19 protein-coding genes are annotated in these 15,321 nt (G+C 52.9%); 10 read left to right on the plus strand and 9 right to left on the minus strand.

What is annotated here, in order from left to right; all coding sequences use genetic code 11:
- Positions 1 to 115: 115 nt before the first annotated feature.
- Positions 116 to 583, minus strand: a complete 468-nt coding sequence (gene hycA, locus UC14_RS16170) for a formate hydrogenlyase regulator HycA (protein WP_013574487.1) — start codon at positions 581 to 583, stop codon at positions 116 to 118.
- Positions 584 to 944: 361 nt separating this feature from the next.
- Here hycA and hypA point away from each other — a divergent pair, with 361 nt between their 5' ends.
- From hypA to flhA, 6 genes are all read left to right on the plus strand, one after another.
- Positions 945 to 1,289 carry a hydrogenase maturation nickel metallochaperone HypA gene (hypA, locus tag UC14_RS16175; protein WP_013574488.1) on the plus strand — a complete coding sequence of 115 codons (345 nt, stop codon included), beginning with the start codon at positions 945 to 947 and terminating at the stop codon, positions 1,287 to 1,289.
- Between the two features lie 30 nt (positions 1,290 to 1,319).
- The gene (gene hypB, locus UC14_RS16180) at positions 1,320 to 2,099 is read left to right on the plus strand and encodes a hydrogenase nickel incorporation protein HypB (RefSeq protein WP_015689514.1); all 780 of its coding nucleotides are present in this window, start codon (positions 1,320 to 1,322) and stop codon (positions 2,097 to 2,099) included.
- Complete coding sequence (hypC, locus tag UC14_RS16185; protein ID WP_013574490.1) at positions 2,090 to 2,368, plus strand: HypC/HybG/HupF family hydrogenase formation chaperone; 279 nt, start codon at positions 2,090 to 2,092, stop codon at positions 2,366 to 2,368. Before hypB ends, hypC begins: the two co-directional genes overlap by 10 nt.
- Positions 2,368 to 3,540, plus strand: coding sequence for a hydrogenase formation protein HypD (hypD, locus tag UC14_RS16190; RefSeq protein WP_013574491.1), 1,173 nt, complete (start codon positions 2,368 to 2,370; stop codon positions 3,538 to 3,540). Before hypC ends, hypD begins: the two co-directional genes overlap by 1 nt.
- Entirely contained in the window at positions 3,533 to 4,555 is a 1,023-nt protein-coding gene (hypE, locus tag UC14_RS16195) for a hydrogenase expression/formation protein HypE (protein ID WP_013574492.1), read from the plus strand. Before hypD ends, hypE begins: the two co-directional genes overlap by 8 nt.
- A 105-nt stretch (positions 4,556 to 4,660) precedes the next feature.
- Positions 4,661 to 6,748, plus strand: coding sequence for a formate hydrogenlyase transcriptional activator FlhA (gene flhA / locus UC14_RS16200; protein WP_370447482.1), 2,088 nt, complete (start codon positions 4,661 to 4,663; stop codon positions 6,746 to 6,748).
- A 5-nt stretch (positions 6,749 to 6,753) separates the two neighbouring features.
- Here flhA and UC14_RS16205 read toward each other — a convergent pair whose 3' ends face one another.
- Genes UC14_RS16205 through UC14_RS16215 form a run of 3 tightly spaced genes read right to left on the minus strand, consistent with a single transcriptional unit; the run spans position 6,754 to position 8,053 of the window.
- The gene (locus UC14_RS16205) at positions 6,754 to 7,296 is read right to left on the minus strand and encodes a DUF4865 family protein (RefSeq protein WP_112198053.1); all 543 of its coding nucleotides are present in this window, start codon (positions 7,294 to 7,296) and stop codon (positions 6,754 to 6,756) included.
- Positions 7,293 to 7,700 (minus strand): tautomerase family protein, encoded by a 408-nt coding sequence (locus UC14_RS16210; protein WP_013574495.1) that lies wholly within the window; start codon positions 7,698 to 7,700, stop codon positions 7,293 to 7,295. Before UC14_RS16210 ends, UC14_RS16205 begins: the two co-directional genes overlap by 4 nt.
- Before the next feature lie 29 nt (positions 7,701 to 7,729).
- Positions 7,730 to 8,053 (minus strand): carboxymuconolactone decarboxylase family protein, encoded by a 324-nt coding sequence (locus UC14_RS16215; protein WP_013574496.1) that lies wholly within the window; start codon positions 8,051 to 8,053, stop codon positions 7,730 to 7,732.
- A gap of 105 nt (positions 8,054 to 8,158) precedes the next feature.
- Here UC14_RS16215 and UC14_RS16220 point away from each other — a divergent pair, with 105 nt between their 5' ends.
- Positions 8,159 to 9,040, plus strand: a complete 882-nt coding sequence (locus UC14_RS16220; RefSeq protein ID WP_112198054.1) for a LysR substrate-binding domain-containing protein — start codon at positions 8,159 to 8,161, stop codon at positions 9,038 to 9,040.
- A gap of 10 nt (positions 9,041 to 9,050) precedes the next feature.
- On the opposite strand, the gene UC14_RS16225 is transcribed toward UC14_RS16220, so the two are convergent.
- Both UC14_RS16225 and UC14_RS16230 read right to left on the minus strand, forming a co-directional pair.
- The gene (locus tag UC14_RS16225; protein WP_013574498.1) at positions 9,051 to 9,251 is read right to left on the minus strand and encodes a DNA polymerase III subunit theta; all 201 of its coding nucleotides are present in this window, start codon (positions 9,249 to 9,251) and stop codon (positions 9,051 to 9,053) included.
- A 44-nt stretch (positions 9,252 to 9,295) separates the two neighbouring features.
- Positions 9,296 to 10,300 carry a hypothetical protein gene (locus UC14_RS16230; RefSeq protein ID WP_112198055.1) on the minus strand — a complete coding sequence of 335 codons (1,005 nt, stop codon included), beginning with the start codon at positions 10,298 to 10,300 and terminating at the stop codon, positions 9,296 to 9,298.
- A 151-nt stretch (positions 10,301 to 10,451) separates the two neighbouring features.
- Here UC14_RS16230 and yghX point away from each other — a divergent pair, with 151 nt between their 5' ends.
- Positions 10,452 to 11,357 carry a YghX family hydrolase gene (gene yghX / locus UC14_RS16235; RefSeq protein ID WP_013574500.1) on the plus strand — a complete coding sequence of 302 codons (906 nt, stop codon included), beginning with the start codon at positions 10,452 to 10,454 and terminating at the stop codon, positions 11,355 to 11,357.
- A gap of 54 nt (positions 11,358 to 11,411) precedes the next feature.
- Here yghX and yghU read toward each other — a convergent pair whose 3' ends face one another.
- From yghU to UC14_RS16250, 3 genes are all read right to left on the minus strand, one after another.
- A complete protein-coding gene (yghU, locus tag UC14_RS16240; protein WP_013574501.1) occupies positions 11,412 to 12,257 on the minus strand; it encodes a glutathione-dependent disulfide-bond oxidoreductase in 846 nt (281 codons plus the stop codon).
- Between the two features lie 92 nt (positions 12,258 to 12,349).
- On the minus strand, positions 12,350 to 13,411 hold the full coding sequence (locus tag UC14_RS16245; RefSeq protein ID WP_013574502.1) for a LacI family DNA-binding transcriptional regulator: 1,062 nt from the start codon (positions 13,409 to 13,411) through the stop codon (positions 12,350 to 12,352).
- A gap of 58 nt (positions 13,412 to 13,469) precedes the next feature.
- Positions 13,470 to 13,712 (minus strand): hypothetical protein, encoded by a 243-nt coding sequence (locus tag UC14_RS16250; RefSeq protein ID WP_015689520.1) that lies wholly within the window; start codon positions 13,710 to 13,712, stop codon positions 13,470 to 13,472.
- On the opposite strand from UC14_RS16250, the gene UC14_RS16255 reads away from it, so the two are divergent.
- Complete coding sequence (locus UC14_RS16255; protein ID WP_013574503.1) at positions 13,696 to 14,871, plus strand: Gfo/Idh/MocA family protein; 1,176 nt, start codon at positions 13,696 to 13,698, stop codon at positions 14,869 to 14,871. The two genes, UC14_RS16250 and UC14_RS16255, sit on opposite strands and share 17 nt — an antisense overlap.
- Positions 14,872 to 14,873: 2 nt before the next feature.
- Positions 14,874 to 15,321, plus strand: a 448-nt coding sequence (locus UC14_RS16260; protein ID WP_198670079.1) for a Gfo/Idh/MocA family oxidoreductase, incomplete at its 3' end; no start/stop codon positions are given.

The following is a 15,321-nucleotide window of genomic DNA, read 5'->3' on the forward strand; positions in this document are numbered from 1 at the left end:
AAATCGGCACTTAAATTGACATTTCGACATTTATGTCGGAATAGATCCCAGTAAAAAAACGGCAATGAAAAACATTCCTGTTATGCCGGTGTGATAATGTATTTCTGAATGTAAATCAGGCGTGGTCGAGTAATTTATCGAGTTGCGAATGAATGGGCTGATTAGTTTTCAGTGAGTCGAAAATACACTGATAAATAGCCGATATTTTATTGAGATAATGTTCCAGTACGGCGTTCTTATCTTTAATATCCACGGTGCCATCCACCCGGCCTTCTTCACTCAGCGTGGCGTGTGCAAACGCTCTGAAGTCGGGTTCTTCACCGCTGTGCGCCATGTTCAGGCTGTAAACGATATCCTGACTGTAGAAGTCGTCGCTGAGATGAATACTGACGGAAAAATGGTTAAACAGGGTGAAGCGGATATCCTGATCTTCGCCGCAACTGAATTCATGGTTTATCTTTTTATTTGAATGGGTTATGGCCTGTGTCAGGCTGTTCTGATACAGGCGCCATTGTGATTTCAGATGGCTGTTTTTGCTGGCTATATAATCCGCTTTACTGGTCAGTTCGCTGAGAGTGCTCATTGTCATTACCCGTTATTGAGGTGTGCGTAGGTGCCTTTCCGGTCCGTCTTTATGCAGAAAGTGACGACGAAAATACGGCGCATACATCCCTGCTGGCATAAAACGTGCCAGTTTCCGGTTTTGTTTAAGAACTGCTTTATTATTAAAAGGTTAAGATATTTAAAACCTGTGTGCCCGGTCGCATGAAAAACATAATGACATGTCGATGACACGGTATTTCGACATATATGACGGACTGCGCCGGGATTATTTCGCTATCCGGTTTTCTTCTCCGTGTCTCCGTGTCGAAAAATTGTGGCATCAATATTGCTACTTACCTTCCCATGCGCTGTTTATTAATCTCCTGACGGAGAGGGAAATAATGCACGAGATTACGTTGTGCCAGAACGCCGTGGAAATAATGCAACAGTTTGGACGGCAAAATAATGCCCGGAGAATTACGGCGGTATGGATGGAAATTGGCGCGTTTTCCTGCGTCGAACCTGAAGCGGTGCAATTTTGCTTCGAACTGGCGTGCCGCGAAACACTCGCTGAAGGCTGTGAATTGCATCTCCACACACCGGCGGCAGAAAGCTGGTGCTACACGTGCCAGCAGGACATCACTTTACTCAGCCCCGGCGTGCTGCTGTGTCCGCACTGTGGCGGACGTGATGTGCGGGTGGTGGCCGATGACGGCATGAAAATTAAACGAATCGAAATCGAATAACGGGCATCCGATGTGCCCGGGGAGAAAGCTATGTGCAGTACCTGCGGTTGTGCCAGCGGCGAACTTCGTATCGAAGGCGTCAGCCCTGAACACACTCATCACCATTCCCATGATCACGATGATTCACATGATCATCGCCACGGTCTGCCGTTTGCACCGCGACGCCTGGTGGACATCGAAATGGACGTGCTGGCGAAGAATAACCATATCGCTGCCCATAACCGCGAGCATTTTGCGGCGGCGGGCATTCTGGCACTGAATCTGGTGTCCAGCCCCGGCTCCGGTAAAACGACCCTGCTGACCAGCACCCTGACCCGGCTGGCACCGTATTTCGACTGCGCGGTGATAGAAGGCGATCAGCAAACCACTCACGATGCCGATCGTATCCGCGCCACCGGCGTCCCGGCGATCCAGGTGAATACCGGTAAAGGCTGCCATCTGGATGCGCAAATGGTTCATGATGCGCTGCATCAGCTGTCGCCAAACAATAACAGCCTGTTGTTTATCGAAAATGTCGGCAATCTGGTGTGTCCGGCCAGTTTTGATCTCGGTGAATTGCACAAAGTGGCGGTGCTGTCCGTCACGGAAGGCGAGGACAAGCCGCTGAAATATCCGCATATGTTTGCCGCATCGCGCCTTATGGTCCTCAATAAAATCGACCTGTTGCCGTATGTCAGTTTTGACGTCGAAGCCTGTATTGCCAATGCGCGCCAGGTCAATCCGCAGATTGAAGTGATCCGGCTTTCTGCCACTACCGGCGAAGGTATGGAGCAGTGGCTGGTCTGGCTGGAGCAGCAACGATGTGCATAGGCATTCCGGGACAAATCGTCGCGCTGCATGACCAGCAGCCTGATCACGCCTGGGCAGAAGTCTGCGGTCTGCGCCGCGAAGTGAATATTGCGCTGGTGTGCGACGGCCAGCCACAAACGCTGATCGGCGGCTGGGTGTTAATCCACGTCGGTTTTGCATTGAGCAAACTTGATGAACAGGAAGCACAAGAAACGCTGGCTGCGCTGCACGCGATGGAAGAAGTAGAAGCCGATGTCGCCCTGTTTCTCGGTGCGGGAGAGGCCCGATAATGCGTTTTGTTGATGAATTCCGTGATCCGAAACTGGCGAAAACGCTGATTGAACGGCTGCATCAGCGGGCGGCATTACTGCCTTACACCGCTGAAAAACCCATGCAGATTATGGAAGTGTGCGGCGGCCATACCCATGCCATTTTCAAATTCGGGCTGGATAAACTGCTGCCCCCGCAACTGGAATTTATCCACGGGCCGGGGTGTCCGGTGTGCGTGTTACCGATGGGGCGTATCGATGCCTGCTGTGAAATTGCCGCACATCCCGACGTGATTTTCTGCACCTTTGGCGACGCGCTGCGCGTGCCCGGCAAGCAAGGCTCGCTGTTGCAGGCGCGCGAACGGGGTGCCGATGTGCGTGTGGTTTATTCCCCGCTGGATACGCTGAAACTGGCCCGTGCAAATCCGGCACGTCAGGTGGTGTTTTTCGCCCTCGGTTTTGAAACCACGCTGCCGGTTACCGCTGTCACGCTGCAACAGGCACGGCGCGAACGTCTGCCCAATTTCAGCGTGTTCTGTCAGCACATCAGCCTGATGCCGACCTTACGCAGCCTGCTCTCGCAGGATGATGTGCGGATTGATGCTTTTCTGGCTCCCGGTCACGTCAGCATGGTGACGGGCACCGCACCTTATCATTTCATCAATGAAGAATTCGGCAAGCCACTGGTGATCAGCGGCTTTGAGCCACTCGATATGCTGCAAAGCGTGCTGATGCTGGTGGAACAAGTTTGCGAGGCATCGTGTAAAACGGAAAACCAGTATCGCCGCGTGGTGCCGGAAGAGGGTAACCTGCTGGCACAGGAAGCGATGCGCGAAGTGTTTACGCTTGCCGGTAGCAGCGAGTGGCGCGGTCTGGGCGTGATTGAAGCCTCAGGGATTTCCCTGGCCCCCGCCTATGCCTCATTTGATGCAGAGCGGCGCTTTAACCCGCAGGCACAACCGGTAGCGGACGATCCCCGCTCCCGTTGCGGTGAAGTGCTGACCGGGCGCTGCAAGCCGCATGAGTGCCCGCTGTTTGGCACCGCTTGTACGCCACATAATGCATTTGGTGCGCTGATGGTGTCTTCTGAAGGTGCGTGCGCGGCGTGGTATCAGTACCGGCATCAGGAAACGGCAATGGCGGATAAACCGCAGCAAAAGCATCAACAGCAGAAGGTAAGTCAGGATGAGTGATCGCAAAGAAGTCGTCACAATGGCGCATGGCAGCGGCGGCCGCGCCATGCAACAGATGATCGAACAGATGTTCATCAGCGCATTTGATAATCCCTGGCTTAACGAACGGGAAGATGGCGCACGATTGTCACTTGCCAGCCTGAGTGCACAGGGCGACCGGCTGGCGTTTACCACGGACAGTTACGTGATTGATCCCATCTTTTTCCCCGGCGGCAATATCGGCAAGCTGGCGGTGTGCGGCACGGCAAACGATCTGGCGGTCTGCGGGGCGACACCCGCCTATCTTTCCTGCGGTTTTATTCTGGAAGAAGGGTTAGCGCTGGATGACTTACAAAAAATAGTCAGCGCGATGGCGCAGACCGCGCATGCTGCGGGCATTGCCATTGTGACCGGCGATACCAAGGTCGTGCAGCGAGGTGCCGCCGACAAAATCTTTATTAATACCGCCGGGATCGGCGTGATCCCAACGGCCGTTAACTGGGCCGCCGGTACGATAAAAGCAGGCGATAAAGTGATCGTCAGCGGGACGCTCGGCGATCATGGTGCGGCGATCCTCAATCTGCGTGAAAAGCTGGGGATGGATCTGGGCGTGGAAAGTGACTGCGCGGTGCTTGCGCCGATGATCGCACCACTGCGACCGCTGGCTGGCGTGCATGCCTTACGTGATGCCACGCGCGGCGGGGTGAATGCGATTTTGCATGAATTCAGCGCCGCCAGTGGTTTTGGGATATGTATCGACGAAACCGCGTTGCCGGTGAAACCGGCTGTGCGTGGCATCTGTGAATTACTGGGGCTGGAACCGCTGAATTTTGCCAATGAAGGCAAACTGGTGATCGTCGTGTCGGACCGGGCTGAAGAGCAGGTGCTGAACCTGTTACGCAGCCATCCGCTGGGCGCTGATGCGGCGACTATCGGCGAGGTGACGATAAGTCCGCAGGTGTGTCTGCGCGGCGCGCTGGGTGTTTCCCGCCAGTTAATGTTGCCCCATGCGGAGCCATTACCCCGCATTTGTTGATCTCGTCAGGGGAGCGCGCCGCCGCGAAGGCGTAAACTTTCTTAATCGTTTCTTCAAAAACGCTTTACATCAAAAGCCAGAGCCCACGGTATGCAGAGTGCAACAATGAGCACCACAAAACACAAAGGATTACTGGAACTGACGCGCACATTGCTGCTGCAACAGAACATGACTTCGCTGCTGGAAACCCTGACGCAAGTGGTGCAGAGCGCCGGTATTGCGGAGGCTGTGACGCTGGTGTTGTTCGACAATAACAGCGAACGCGTCAGTTTTTATGGCATCGATCCGCATCATCAGCCGGTCAGTTATGAAGATGAAACGCTGCTGGCGACCGGGCCGGTACATGCCTTACTGAGCAATCCTAAAACGCAGGTCTGGCGCAGTGAAGCGTTGCATCTGCGCTATCCGCAACTGGCGGCGCTGAACCTGTATCCGGCGTTTACCGATTATTGTCTGGTGCCTCTGCTGGCCTCTTCCGGCTTGCTGGGGGGCTGTGAGTTTACCCGTCAGCACGCGACCCCGTTCAGTGAGGAAGACAAGAACGGTCTTTATGAGCTTTGTACGCTGGCGGCCATTGCGGTCGAACAAATCCAGTTGCGCGAAAGCGCCTCGCTCCAGCAATCCCTGCTGCGCCATGAACGTGACGATTTCCGCATTCTGGTGGATATCACCAACGCCGTCCTGTCCAAGCTGGATCTCGACGAACTGACCGGCGAAATCGCCAAGACTATTCACCATTTCTTTCACATTAATGCCATCAGCATTGTGTTGTGTGATGCCGATAAAGACAGCGAACAGGCCAGTGTTTACGCGACACATTATGTGCAAACGCACGTCGCGGAGCGTGAACAGTCGCGCATGACGCTGGAGGGTTCCCTGGAACAGCAGGTGATGAAAAATGGCGAAATGTTGCTGACTAACGTGCGGTCCGCCGAAGAACCGGATAACGATGAAAGCACGTTGTTCCAGCTGTTATGGCGGGATCAGACCAAAACCCTGTGCATTCTGCCGCTACGTTTTGGTCATAAAACGCTGGGGGTGTTGAAACTGGCACAGTGCCAGCCGGATAACTTTAATTCCGCTAATCTGCGCGTGTTGCAGCAGATCGCCGAACGCATTGCAATTGCCGTGGATAACGCACTGGCCTATCAGGAAATTAAAAGCCTGAAGGAAAAACTGCAACACGAAAACCTGTATCTCACCGAGCAGATAAACAGCAATAACCCGGATTTCAGCGACATTGTCGGCCGCAGTTCCAGCATGTCGGCGGTGCTGAAACAGGTTGAGATCGTGGCGAAAAGCGACTGTTCTGTGCTGATCCTCGGCGAAACCGGCACCGGTAAAGAGCTGATCGCCCGTGCGATCCATAATCTCGGCGATCGTCGTGATCAGCGCATGGTGAAAATGAACTGCGCGGCCATGCCTGCCGGATTAATGGAAAGCGATTTATTCGGCCATGAAAAAGGCTCGTTTACCGGGGCTACCGCTCAGCGGATGGGGCGTTTTGAACTGGCTGATAAAGGCACCTTATTTCTCGATGAAGTGGGTGAAATTCCGATTGAACTGCAACCCAAGTTGCTGCGCATTTTGCAGGAGCAGGAGTTCGAGCGTGTCGGCGGCAATAAACTGATTTCGGTGGATGTGCGGATGATCGCTGCGACCAACCGCGACCTGTGCCAGATGGTTGCCGATAAAGAATTCCGCAGTGATTTGTATTACCGGCTGAATGTGTTCCCGATTGTCATCCCGCCGTTGCGTGAGCGCCCTGAAGACATTCCGCAACTGGTGAAATTCCTGACCTATAAAATCGCCAAGCGCATGAAACGCACCATCGACAGTATTCCCGCCGAGACCTTGCGTTTATTAAGCCGGATGCCCTGGCCGGGCAATGTGCGCGAACTGGAAAATGTTATTGAACGCGCTGTGCTGCTGACCCGCGGAACGGTGCTGGATTTACAACTTCCTGAGCTGAATTATCCGTTGCCGGTGTCTCAGCCGGAGAGGGTGATGCCCGCGCCTGATACAGCGCCCGCCCCGCATTTGAATGAGGAAGACGAGCGCGAACGTATTCTTCAGGTACTTAAGGAGACCAACGGTGTGGTCGCCGGTCCGCGTGGTGCGGCACAACGTCTGGGATTAAAACGTACGACGTTGTTGTCGAGAATGAAAAAATTGGGGATTGCCGCGCATTAACCGATTCAGACTGCTTTTACCGCACCGGACAATGAAATATGGCCGATGCGGTAATGCTGCCCGTCGCCTGCCAGCGGATTTCTCCCCGCCGTAAAATGGATTTTCTTCCAGTTTGTCGTGTCCCAGGCGGTGACGTCGATAAGTCTGTCGCTCACCGTTTGCTCACTGAATGGCGCAAGGTCACTGAACGGTGCGATATCCGTTATCTCTCTTTTCGCATATACCGCCTCCGCGACGTTTCCGCTGACATGTGCCGTCAGCACCGGATAAACCCGGATCTGCGGCCAGCCGAAGGCGCCGGCGACGCCCTGAAAACCTGCACCTGAAATAAAACGGTTCATATCTGATACGTCCTGCCACAGGTAAAACGGCGCGTAGATATTTTCTGCGCTGCCGGTGTGCAGGCAGTTGCGGCGGGCATAGAGATAGGTTTTGAAAATAAGCCCTGCAAAACCGTCCGTCCGATATCCGTTATCCGCAATGCGCTTTTCAATAATGCCCATGTCGTAGTCCGCAGGCAGGGTAAAACTGTATTGCATGGCAATCATGACCGGGCTCCTTGCGCAATTCTGAACATTTCACCGTGACTGAACGACCAGTCTTCCGGCTGTGTAAAACTCACCACCACCATCACATCAGCCTGAGAAATTCCCAGTGTGAGGTGTAATTTTTCGGCCAGATGGTGGAACAGTTGCTGTTTCTGATAACCGTTACGCGGTTTGCCTGCGGTGATGTGAAACAGCAGAAAATCGTCTGAACGCCGGTCATTTTCACCGGCTAAATAGGTCGGGTTGATCACCCGCTGGTGGCGGCTGACCGGTTCGAATAACTGAAAACAATCATCTTTGGGCACGGAAAAGTGATCAACCAGCGCTTCCTGTAATATGGCTGAAATGGCATCCTGCCAGGCATCCGCGCGGTGGGCTGGTAAAGAAATTCGGCTAAAAGGCATCGGTTGTTCCTCCGGTTACGGGGCGCGGGTTACTGGTCATTGAGAGCGGCGAAGCGGCTCAGGGCGGATGCCGCTGCGGGCCAGCCGGCATAAAATGCCAGATGGGTGATCACTTCTGAAAGTTCGGCCTGTGAGACCCCGTTTTTTACCGCCAGGCTCAGATGAAAAGGCAGTTGTTCAACGCGATTGAGGGCAATCAGTGCGGCAACGGTGATCAGGCTGCGATCACGCGCAGACAATTCATTTCTTTTCCACAGATCGCCGAACAGCACCTGTTCCGTCAGTTCCGCAAATTTGGGCGTCAGACGCGCCATGGTATCCAGCGTCTGTGTTTGGGACGAGGTCGTGCTCATATCAGGCTCCTTTTTGTCGGTGTGAAAAGGAGCATAAGGCGTTATGATTATCCTGAATATCGAAAATAACAGCAGCATTAGTCCATAAAAACGGGATGATTAAGCATGGCGAAAAGACCGGTCACTTTTGATTCAGAAGCCTTGCGCAGTTTTGTTACCGGCATTGAGCTGGGGAGTTTTGTGCTGGCCGCCGACCGGCTGGGACGCTCCACATCTGCCGTCAGCGCACAGCTGAAAAAGCTGGAGCAACAGGCGGGCACGGAGCTGGTACAGAAATCCGGACGGCACCTGATCCTGACCGGACGCGGCGAAGTGATGCTGAGTTATGCGCGGCGGATCCTCAGCCTGAATGATGAGGCCAGCGCTGTGCTGCTCGCCAGTACGCTGAGTGGCAGCCTGAATCTGGGTATGCAGGAGGATTTCGGCGAAACCCTGTTACCGGCCATTCTCGGCACATTCACCCGTGCACATCCGCAGGTGCAGGTTTCCGCCAGTATTACCCGTAATCAGCAATTGCTGGACGGGATCCGGCATAACGAGTTTGATCTGGCGGTGTGCTGGCAGGCTGATGAAACGCCACTTTTCCCGTCAAGCCGCTCGCTCGGACGGATTCCGCTGCGCTGGATTGGCCCTGAAAGTTTCGACCTGAAGCACTATCAGGAAACCGGCGAACCGTTGCCCTTGCTGGTGTTCGAAGCGCCATGCCTGATGCGGAATGCCGCAACGACGGCGCTGGATAACGCCGGTATTGCGTGGCGGATAGCCTTCACCAGCCGCAGCCTGAGCGGGATTTGGGCGGCGATGTCGGCGGGGCTGGGGGTGACTGTTCGTACGGATTTCGGTATGCCATCAACCGTACGGATTTTGCAGGAATTGCCCGCGCCGGGTGAGGTGGGGATCAGCCTTCATCAGAGCCTGACGCCACCGGGCGAGGCGGCCGTCAGCCTGAGAGAGTCGATTGTCGGCTTCTTTACGCAGCAGCACTGAGCCGCTGTGACTATTTTTTAGCCGGTTGCTGACGATAATGTTCCAGACGTTCGCGAAAATAAGCGCGCAGATGTTCCGGCTGCTCCATCTCCACTTCTTCTGCGTTGACCGGCAGATGGTTGCGCTCACGCACCACGACAGTCCCGGCCGCCAGCCCGGCGCTGACTTTATCCATTTCCTCTTTACTCAGTCCTGCGAGTGCTTTGTTCATGGTTTCTCCTTTTGATTGTTCTGTTAGGTTGTCGGGCAAAGCCTCTATTCTACTGCGGTTCCGGCCAGTGTCTTTAACATGCCGTCAGCGAAATATGTCTCCAGCAACGCCGGGTCGGTTTTCTGATGTTCCGATGAAAGAAATTTGGCAATAGCGTTGCGATCATCTTCTCCCCAAATAAAGATTTTATCGGGATGATAAAAAGCATGTTTTTTTATTGAGGCATTATTGGTGATCAGTTTCTTATTAAAAGCCATGGCTTCGAGAGCACGCAGCGTTAATCCGCATTGATCCGGCTTGTTGATCTCAAGAACGACAGAAGCGCGTTTCAGCTTTTCAATATTTTGCTGATAACTGATTTTCTGATTGATACAACAGTCCGGGTAATCCGGGGTTCCGTTGCAATCGCCCACCAGATAAAAGTCGGTCTGGCAGTGATTCTGGCGCAATACCGGTGTCAGGTCGTTAATGAGTTTTGCCCGATAATCATCAAACCCGCCGACATAAAAGCATGAGCAGGATGACGGCGTATTTGCCGGTTCCGATTGCCACGCAGCCATGTTATGGCGGGTGAACGGCAAAAACTGGTCAACATAAGAAAGTCCGTATTTCCGGCAATCTTCGGGATCAAAACTGTAAATAACATCAAAAACAGCGGTGACCCGGTCGAGATAATTTTCGTCATGGGAAAGTAATTTCAGCCGACGTCTTTTAGACGTAAGCGCGGCCACTGAGTCGCGCAATACCAATATTTTTTTGCATTTGAGCAGGGAAAGTAAATCCAGCATCAGAAATGCGCTGTAGCCGTTACAAATGATGATGTCGCTTTCACGCACGTGGCGGAACTTGATAGCAATCTGAAATTTCCGGTGCCAGTGTTTGAGCCGCTTTCCCGGCAGCAAAGAGTGGACAGATTTAAAGTGTTTTTTGACGTGATAAATCGTATGCACATTAAATTCTTTTTTCAGTGCAGAGGTCATCATCCGTTCGTACTCTGAGTTCCATTCGATGAAATGTATTTTCGGTGGTTGCGAAAGATGGTTTTTCATTGTTTCTCCCTTTATGACCAAAGTTTAGCATTTTCAGTGCATAAAAGTGTTGATGCGGCCTGGAAAGCCATCCCATCTCACAACGGGTTTACAAAATCGCCAAAAACAGGCCATTATTTATCCTTCCCCTGACCGGAACGGAGCCTGAAAAATGACCCGAATGACAGCGAAAGATTTCCCGCCTGAACTCCTCGAATATTTTGATTTTTACGTGCACGGCAAAATGACCAAACGTGAGTTTCTTGATCTCTCGGCGAAGTTTGTGGCAGGCGGATTGTCGCTGGCTGCACTGACAACGCTGATGACGCCGAACTATGCCTACGCCGAACAGGTGCAATTCACTGATCCGGATATTGTGGCGGAATACATTCAGTATCCGTCGCCGCAGGGACACGGCAGCGTGAAAGGCTATCTGGTGCGTCCGGCCAAAGTGACCGGTAAAGTGCCTGGTGTGGTGGTGGTGCATGAAAATCGCGGGCTGAATCCGTATATCGAAGATGTCGCGCGGCGGGTGGCGAAAGCCGGATTTGTCGCGCTGGCGCCGGACGGGCTGAGTTCGGTCGGCGGTTATCCGGGCAATGATGAGAAAGGGCGCGAACTGCAAAAACACGTTGATCCGGCCAAACTGATGAACGACTTTTTTGCGGCGGTAGAATTTCTGATGCACCACGAGACTGGCACCGGCAAAGTCGGCATCACCGGTTTCTGTTACGGCGGTGGCGTGGCGAATGCGGCGGCGGTGGCTTACCCTGAACTGGCGGCCGCCGTGCCGTTCTACGGGCGTCAGCCGAAAGCGGAAGATGTGCCGCGTATCAAAGCGCCGTTATTGCTGCATTATGCTGAACTGGATAAACCCATTACCGAAGGCTGGCCGGCGTATGAAGCGGCGCTGAAGGCCAATAACAAAGTTTTTGAAGCGCATATTTATCCCGGCGTGAACCACGGTTTCCATAATGATTCGACGCCGCGTTATGACAAAGCGGCGGCGGATTTAGCGTGGGAAAGGACCATTGCCTGGTTTAAAAAGTACCTCGAACCGCAGACAGAACGCGCATAAAAGAAAAGGGCGGGATCGCAAAATCCCGCCCTTTTTTTACGTTTCAGATGTCCGTTACGATTTCAGAATGCCATCGAAATCCGAGGCATCATGGCGCTCTTCCAGTTGTTCATCACCCCAGGTGCGGTTCACAATGCGTCCGCGTTTCACCGCCGGACGGCCCGCCACTTCAGCCGCCCAGCGCTGGAAGTGCTTATAAGATTCGATGTCGAGGAACTTAGCCGATTCATACAGACCGCCCTGCGCCAGGCTGCCATACCAGGTGAAAATGGCGATATCAGCAATCGTGTATTCTTCCCCGGCAATAAAACGGTGTTCAGCAAGCTGACGGTCTAATACGTCGAGCTGGCGTTTGGCTTCCATCGTAAAGCGGTTAATGGCGTATTCGATTTTGACCGGCGCGTAATGGTAGAAATGACCGAAACCGCCGCCAAGATACGGCGCGGAACCTTGCAGCCAGAACAACCAGTTCAGGGTTTCAGTGCGACCGGCGAGATCTTTTGGCAGGAATTGGCCAAATTTTTCCGCCAGATACAGCAGGATGTTGCCGGATTCAAACACGCGGATTGGCGGTGTGGTTGAGTTATCCAGCAGCGCCGGGATTTTTGAGTTCGGATTGACGTCAACAAAGCCGCTGGAGAACTGATCGCCTTCATTGATGCGGATAATAAATGCATCGTATTCCGCACCGCTGATGCCCAGCGCCAGTAACTCTTCCAGCAGGATCGTCACTTTCTGGCCGTTCGGCGTGCCAAGGGAATAGAGCTGAAGCGGGTGCTTACCGACCGGCAGCGTTTTTTCGTGCGTCGGACCGGCTATCGGGCGGTTGATGTTCGAGAACTTGCTGACTTCATCTTTATTCCAGGTCCAGACTTCAGGGGGCTGATACTGTTCTGACATTGCATTCTCCGCATCTTTTTTTGAGGTTAAGACTCAAAAGTCTAGCAGGAGATAATCAATGGCGACGCTGAGAATGTGCCTTCGGGGCGCGGCTAACTGGCGGCAGGATACAACCCTTTGCGCTTCCATTTCACATCGGCCACTGACTGGCCGTTGTGAATTCTCCCCTGTAACAGCAAATTGAATTTCGCGCCGGTAGCGCGCATCAGGCGGCTTTGCAGAATATACACTGCCTCGGTGCCCAGCTCGCGGCACGGCAAATGCACGGCAGTGAAACTTTGTGCCGCTGATGTTTTCATGTCGTGCGCAAAATCGATACTCATCACCGAAATATCTTCCGGGACTTTAAATCCGTATTCGTTCAGGGCATCAATGGTGGCCTGTGCAATCTGATCGCCTCCGCATAAGATGGCTGACGGCATGGTTTCCCGTTTATGCCCCCGGAGATACTTCTCAATATTTTCTCTCGCCTGTTCCCCTCCGCTGCCATGATTGACCAGCAAATGCAGGGCTTCGTCGAACACCACATGGTGTTCAAGGCAGGCGCGTTTAAAGCCATCGAGGCGCTGCATCATGGTTTCACGACGCAGGTCGGTGAACAATAAAACGGGGCGGTGACCTCTGGTAAACAGATAGTTGGCAGCACTGTAACCGATGGAATAATGATCGGCAGAAACACAGTCCAGACGCATCTCGCTGTCCTTGGCGTTGATCATTACCACCGGTTTGTTAGATTCTGCTGCCAGCCGATACAGCATCACGTCATCAATACCGATAATGACAATGCCGTCGACATCCGGCTGATGAAGTGCCTGCATAAAAACAGCGATATCCGGTTCATTGACTGCCAGCGCGCATTTACGTATGTGAATATCAAAACGCGCAACTTCCGCCGTTATTTCCTGAATCACTTCATAATAATAACGATCTTCATGGGGAGAGAAGGCGGCGGGTGGCGCACAGAGCAACAGGCAATTCATTAACAAACGGCTGGCCGGAATGTCACGCAAAATACCCATTGTTCTGGCATGGGCAAATACTTTCTCTTTTGCCTGGAGACTGACATTGGCTTTCCCTGCCAGCACACGGGAAACGGTACTCGGAGAAAGCCCGGTTAACTCCGCTATTTGCCTGATTTTTAATTTTCCCGTCATTTTGTGATCAATGCCTCAAATGGAGATGGACTTATTGCCATGGTTAACTGGTTGTAATTCATGGGCTATTCAGCATGATAGCAAATTCCGCAAACGGCACTGCAATTCCTGTCACAAATAACAGTTGTTGGAAAAAAAAACCATTATTACTCTCCAGAATATAAACCTCAGAAACAAAAAATAAGGTATTTATCTGTGCTGAATCTATAAAGAATTCAACACGGTGACGCCCTTTATGCGGCTTAAATCCGCCAGCTGTTCGGTTAAATATAAGGAGTAAGAGAATGCTGAAAATAGCCATTATTGGTACGGGTAATATTTCACATAACCATATTCAGGGATATTTAGAGTTTGCTGATCGTTGCCAGATTGTTGCGCTGGTAGATATTTATCCTGAAAAAGCGGAAGAGAAAAAACGGCATTATGGCCTGACGAACGCCAGGGTCTATGCCAGCCATGAGGAAATCCTTAATGATGCAGATATCGACATTTTTGACGTCTGCACGCCGCCGTATGTCCACGCCGAAATCTCGATTAATGCGCTGAACGCAGGCAAACACGTGTTGTGCGAAAAGCCGATGGCGGCGTCATTACAGGAATGCGACGCGATGATCAGCGCGGCGCAGGCGAGCGGGAAAACGCTGTCAATCATCGCGCAAAACCGTTTTACCGACGCGTTCTGGCGGCTGAAAAAAGTGCTCGATTCCGGTGAGACCGGCAAAGTGTGTCATGCGCAGGTGGATTCTTTCTGGTGGCGCGGTCATTCCTATTACGATTTGTGGTGGCGCGGCACCTGGGAAAAAGAAGCGGGCGGTTGCACGCTCAATCACGCCGTTCACCATATTGACGCGATTCAGTGGATGCTCGGTTTTCCCTCTGAAGTGGTCTCGATGATTACCAACGCTGCGCATGATAATGCCGAAGTGGAAGATCTCTCGGCGGCAATTTTCAAATATGACTCCGGCGCACTGACCCAACTGACGGCTTCCGTGGTGCATCACGGCGAAGATCAGAAGATTGTTATTCAGGGCGAGAAAGCGCGAATTTCAGCTCCGTGGGACAAATACGCCAGCATTTCTGCGCCGAACGGTTTCCCGATTGATGCGCGTGACACGGATCGTGAAAACCAGCTTGAAGACATTTACCAGTCGATTCCCAAACTCACTTATACCCTGCACACCGGCCAGATCGACAATTTCCTGACCGCACTGGAAACCGGTACCGCGCCGCTGATTGACGGCATTCAGGGCAAGCGTTCACTGGAACTGATTGCCGCGATTTATAAATCCGCCATTACCCGCAGCATTGTGTCACTGCCGTTGTCGCCGGAAGATCCGTTTTATCAGACCGGCGGGCTGGTTTCGCTGGCACCGCACTTTTACGAAAAATCAGCATCGGTGGAAAACTTCGCCAATGAAGATGCGATCCCTCTCGGCAAAAATATGGATAAAGGAGCCTGAACATGAGCAATAAAGACGGTATGAATTATGCGCCGGTAGGGAAACCGCAACCTGTGGTAAAGCCCGGTGAATTCGTGATTGCTGCTGCGGCCCTGGATCACGGGCATATCTACGGTATGTGTAACGGGTTGATCGAGGCGGGCGCCAGCCTGAAATGGGTTTACGATCCGGATCCGGTAAAAGTGGAGAAGTTTGTCGCCCAGTATCCGCAGGTTAAGGTCGCGGAGTCATTGCAGATACTCCTTGATGACCGTGAAGTGCAGATGATCGCGGGGGCGGGCATTCCGTCCGAACGCTGCGCGCTGGGGCTGAAAGTCATGGCAGCCGGGAAAGACTATTTCAGCGACAAAGCGCCGCTGACCACGCTGGAACAACTGGCGCAAGCGAAGGCCAAAGTGGCCGAGACCGGGCGCAAATATGCCGTGTATTACAGCGAACGCCTGCACGTAG

This window comes from Rahnella sp. NRRL B-41462, assembly GCF_003263525.1.
Taxonomy (GTDB): Bacteria; Pseudomonadota; Gammaproteobacteria; order Enterobacterales; family Enterobacteriaceae; genus Rahnella; species Rahnella aceris.

Excerpts from the sequence above, each read along its gene's own strand:
- UC14_RS16220 (WP_112198054.1), top strand. The coding sequence starts at position 8,159 with ATGGCGAAAAGACCGGTCACTTTTGATTCAGAAGCCTTGCGCAGTTTT.
- UC14_RS16230 (WP_112198055.1), bottom strand. The coding sequence starts at position 10,300 with ATGAAAAACCATCTTTCGCAACCACCGAAAATACATTTCATCGAATGG.
- UC14_RS16225 (WP_013574498.1), bottom strand. The coding sequence starts at position 9,251 with ATGAACAAAGCACTCGCAGGACTGAGTAAAGAGGAAATGGATAAAGTC.
- yghX (WP_013574500.1), top strand. The coding sequence starts at position 10,452 with ATGACCCGAATGACAGCGAAAGATTTCCCGCCTGAACTCCTCGAATAT.
- hypE (WP_013574492.1), top strand. The coding sequence starts at position 3,533 with ATGAGTGATCGCAAAGAAGTCGTCACAATGGCGCATGGCAGCGGCGGC.
- hypC (WP_013574490.1), top strand. The coding sequence starts at position 2,090 with ATGTGCATAGGCATTCCGGGACAAATCGTCGCGCTGCATGACCAGCAG.
- UC14_RS16210 (WP_013574495.1), bottom strand. The coding sequence starts at position 7,700 with ATGCCTTTTAGCCGAATTTCTTTACCAGCCCACCGCGCGGATGCCTGG.
- hypD (WP_013574491.1), top strand. The coding sequence starts at position 2,368 with ATGCGTTTTGTTGATGAATTCCGTGATCCGAAACTGGCGAAAACGCTG.
- UC14_RS16245 (WP_013574502.1), bottom strand. The coding sequence starts at position 13,411 with ATGACGGGAAAATTAAAAATCAGGCAAATAGCGGAGTTAACCGGGCTT.
- hycA (WP_013574487.1), bottom strand. The coding sequence starts at position 583 with ATGAGCACTCTCAGCGAACTGACCAGTAAAGCGGATTATATAGCCAGC.
- UC14_RS16255 (WP_013574503.1), top strand. The coding sequence starts at position 13,696 with ATGCTGAAAATAGCCATTATTGGTACGGGTAATATTTCACATAACCAT.
- UC14_RS16215 (WP_013574496.1), bottom strand. The coding sequence starts at position 8,053 with ATGAGCACGACCTCGTCCCAAACACAGACGCTGGATACCATGGCGCGT.
- hypA (WP_013574488.1), top strand. The coding sequence starts at position 945 with ATGCACGAGATTACGTTGTGCCAGAACGCCGTGGAAATAATGCAACAG.
- hypB (WP_015689514.1), top strand. The coding sequence starts at position 1,320 with ATGTGCAGTACCTGCGGTTGTGCCAGCGGCGAACTTCGTATCGAAGGC.
- yghU (WP_013574501.1), bottom strand. The coding sequence starts at position 12,257 with ATGTCAGAACAGTATCAGCCCCCTGAAGTCTGGACCTGGAATAAAGAT.
- UC14_RS16250 (WP_015689520.1), bottom strand. The coding sequence starts at position 13,712 with ATGGCTATTTTCAGCATTCTCTTACTCCTTATATTTAACCGAACAGCT.
- flhA (WP_370447482.1), top strand. The coding sequence starts at position 4,661 with ATGAGCACCACAAAACACAAAGGATTACTGGAACTGACGCGCACATTG.
- UC14_RS16205 (WP_112198053.1), bottom strand. The coding sequence starts at position 7,296 with ATGATTGCCATGCAATACAGTTTTACCCTGCCTGCGGACTACGACATG.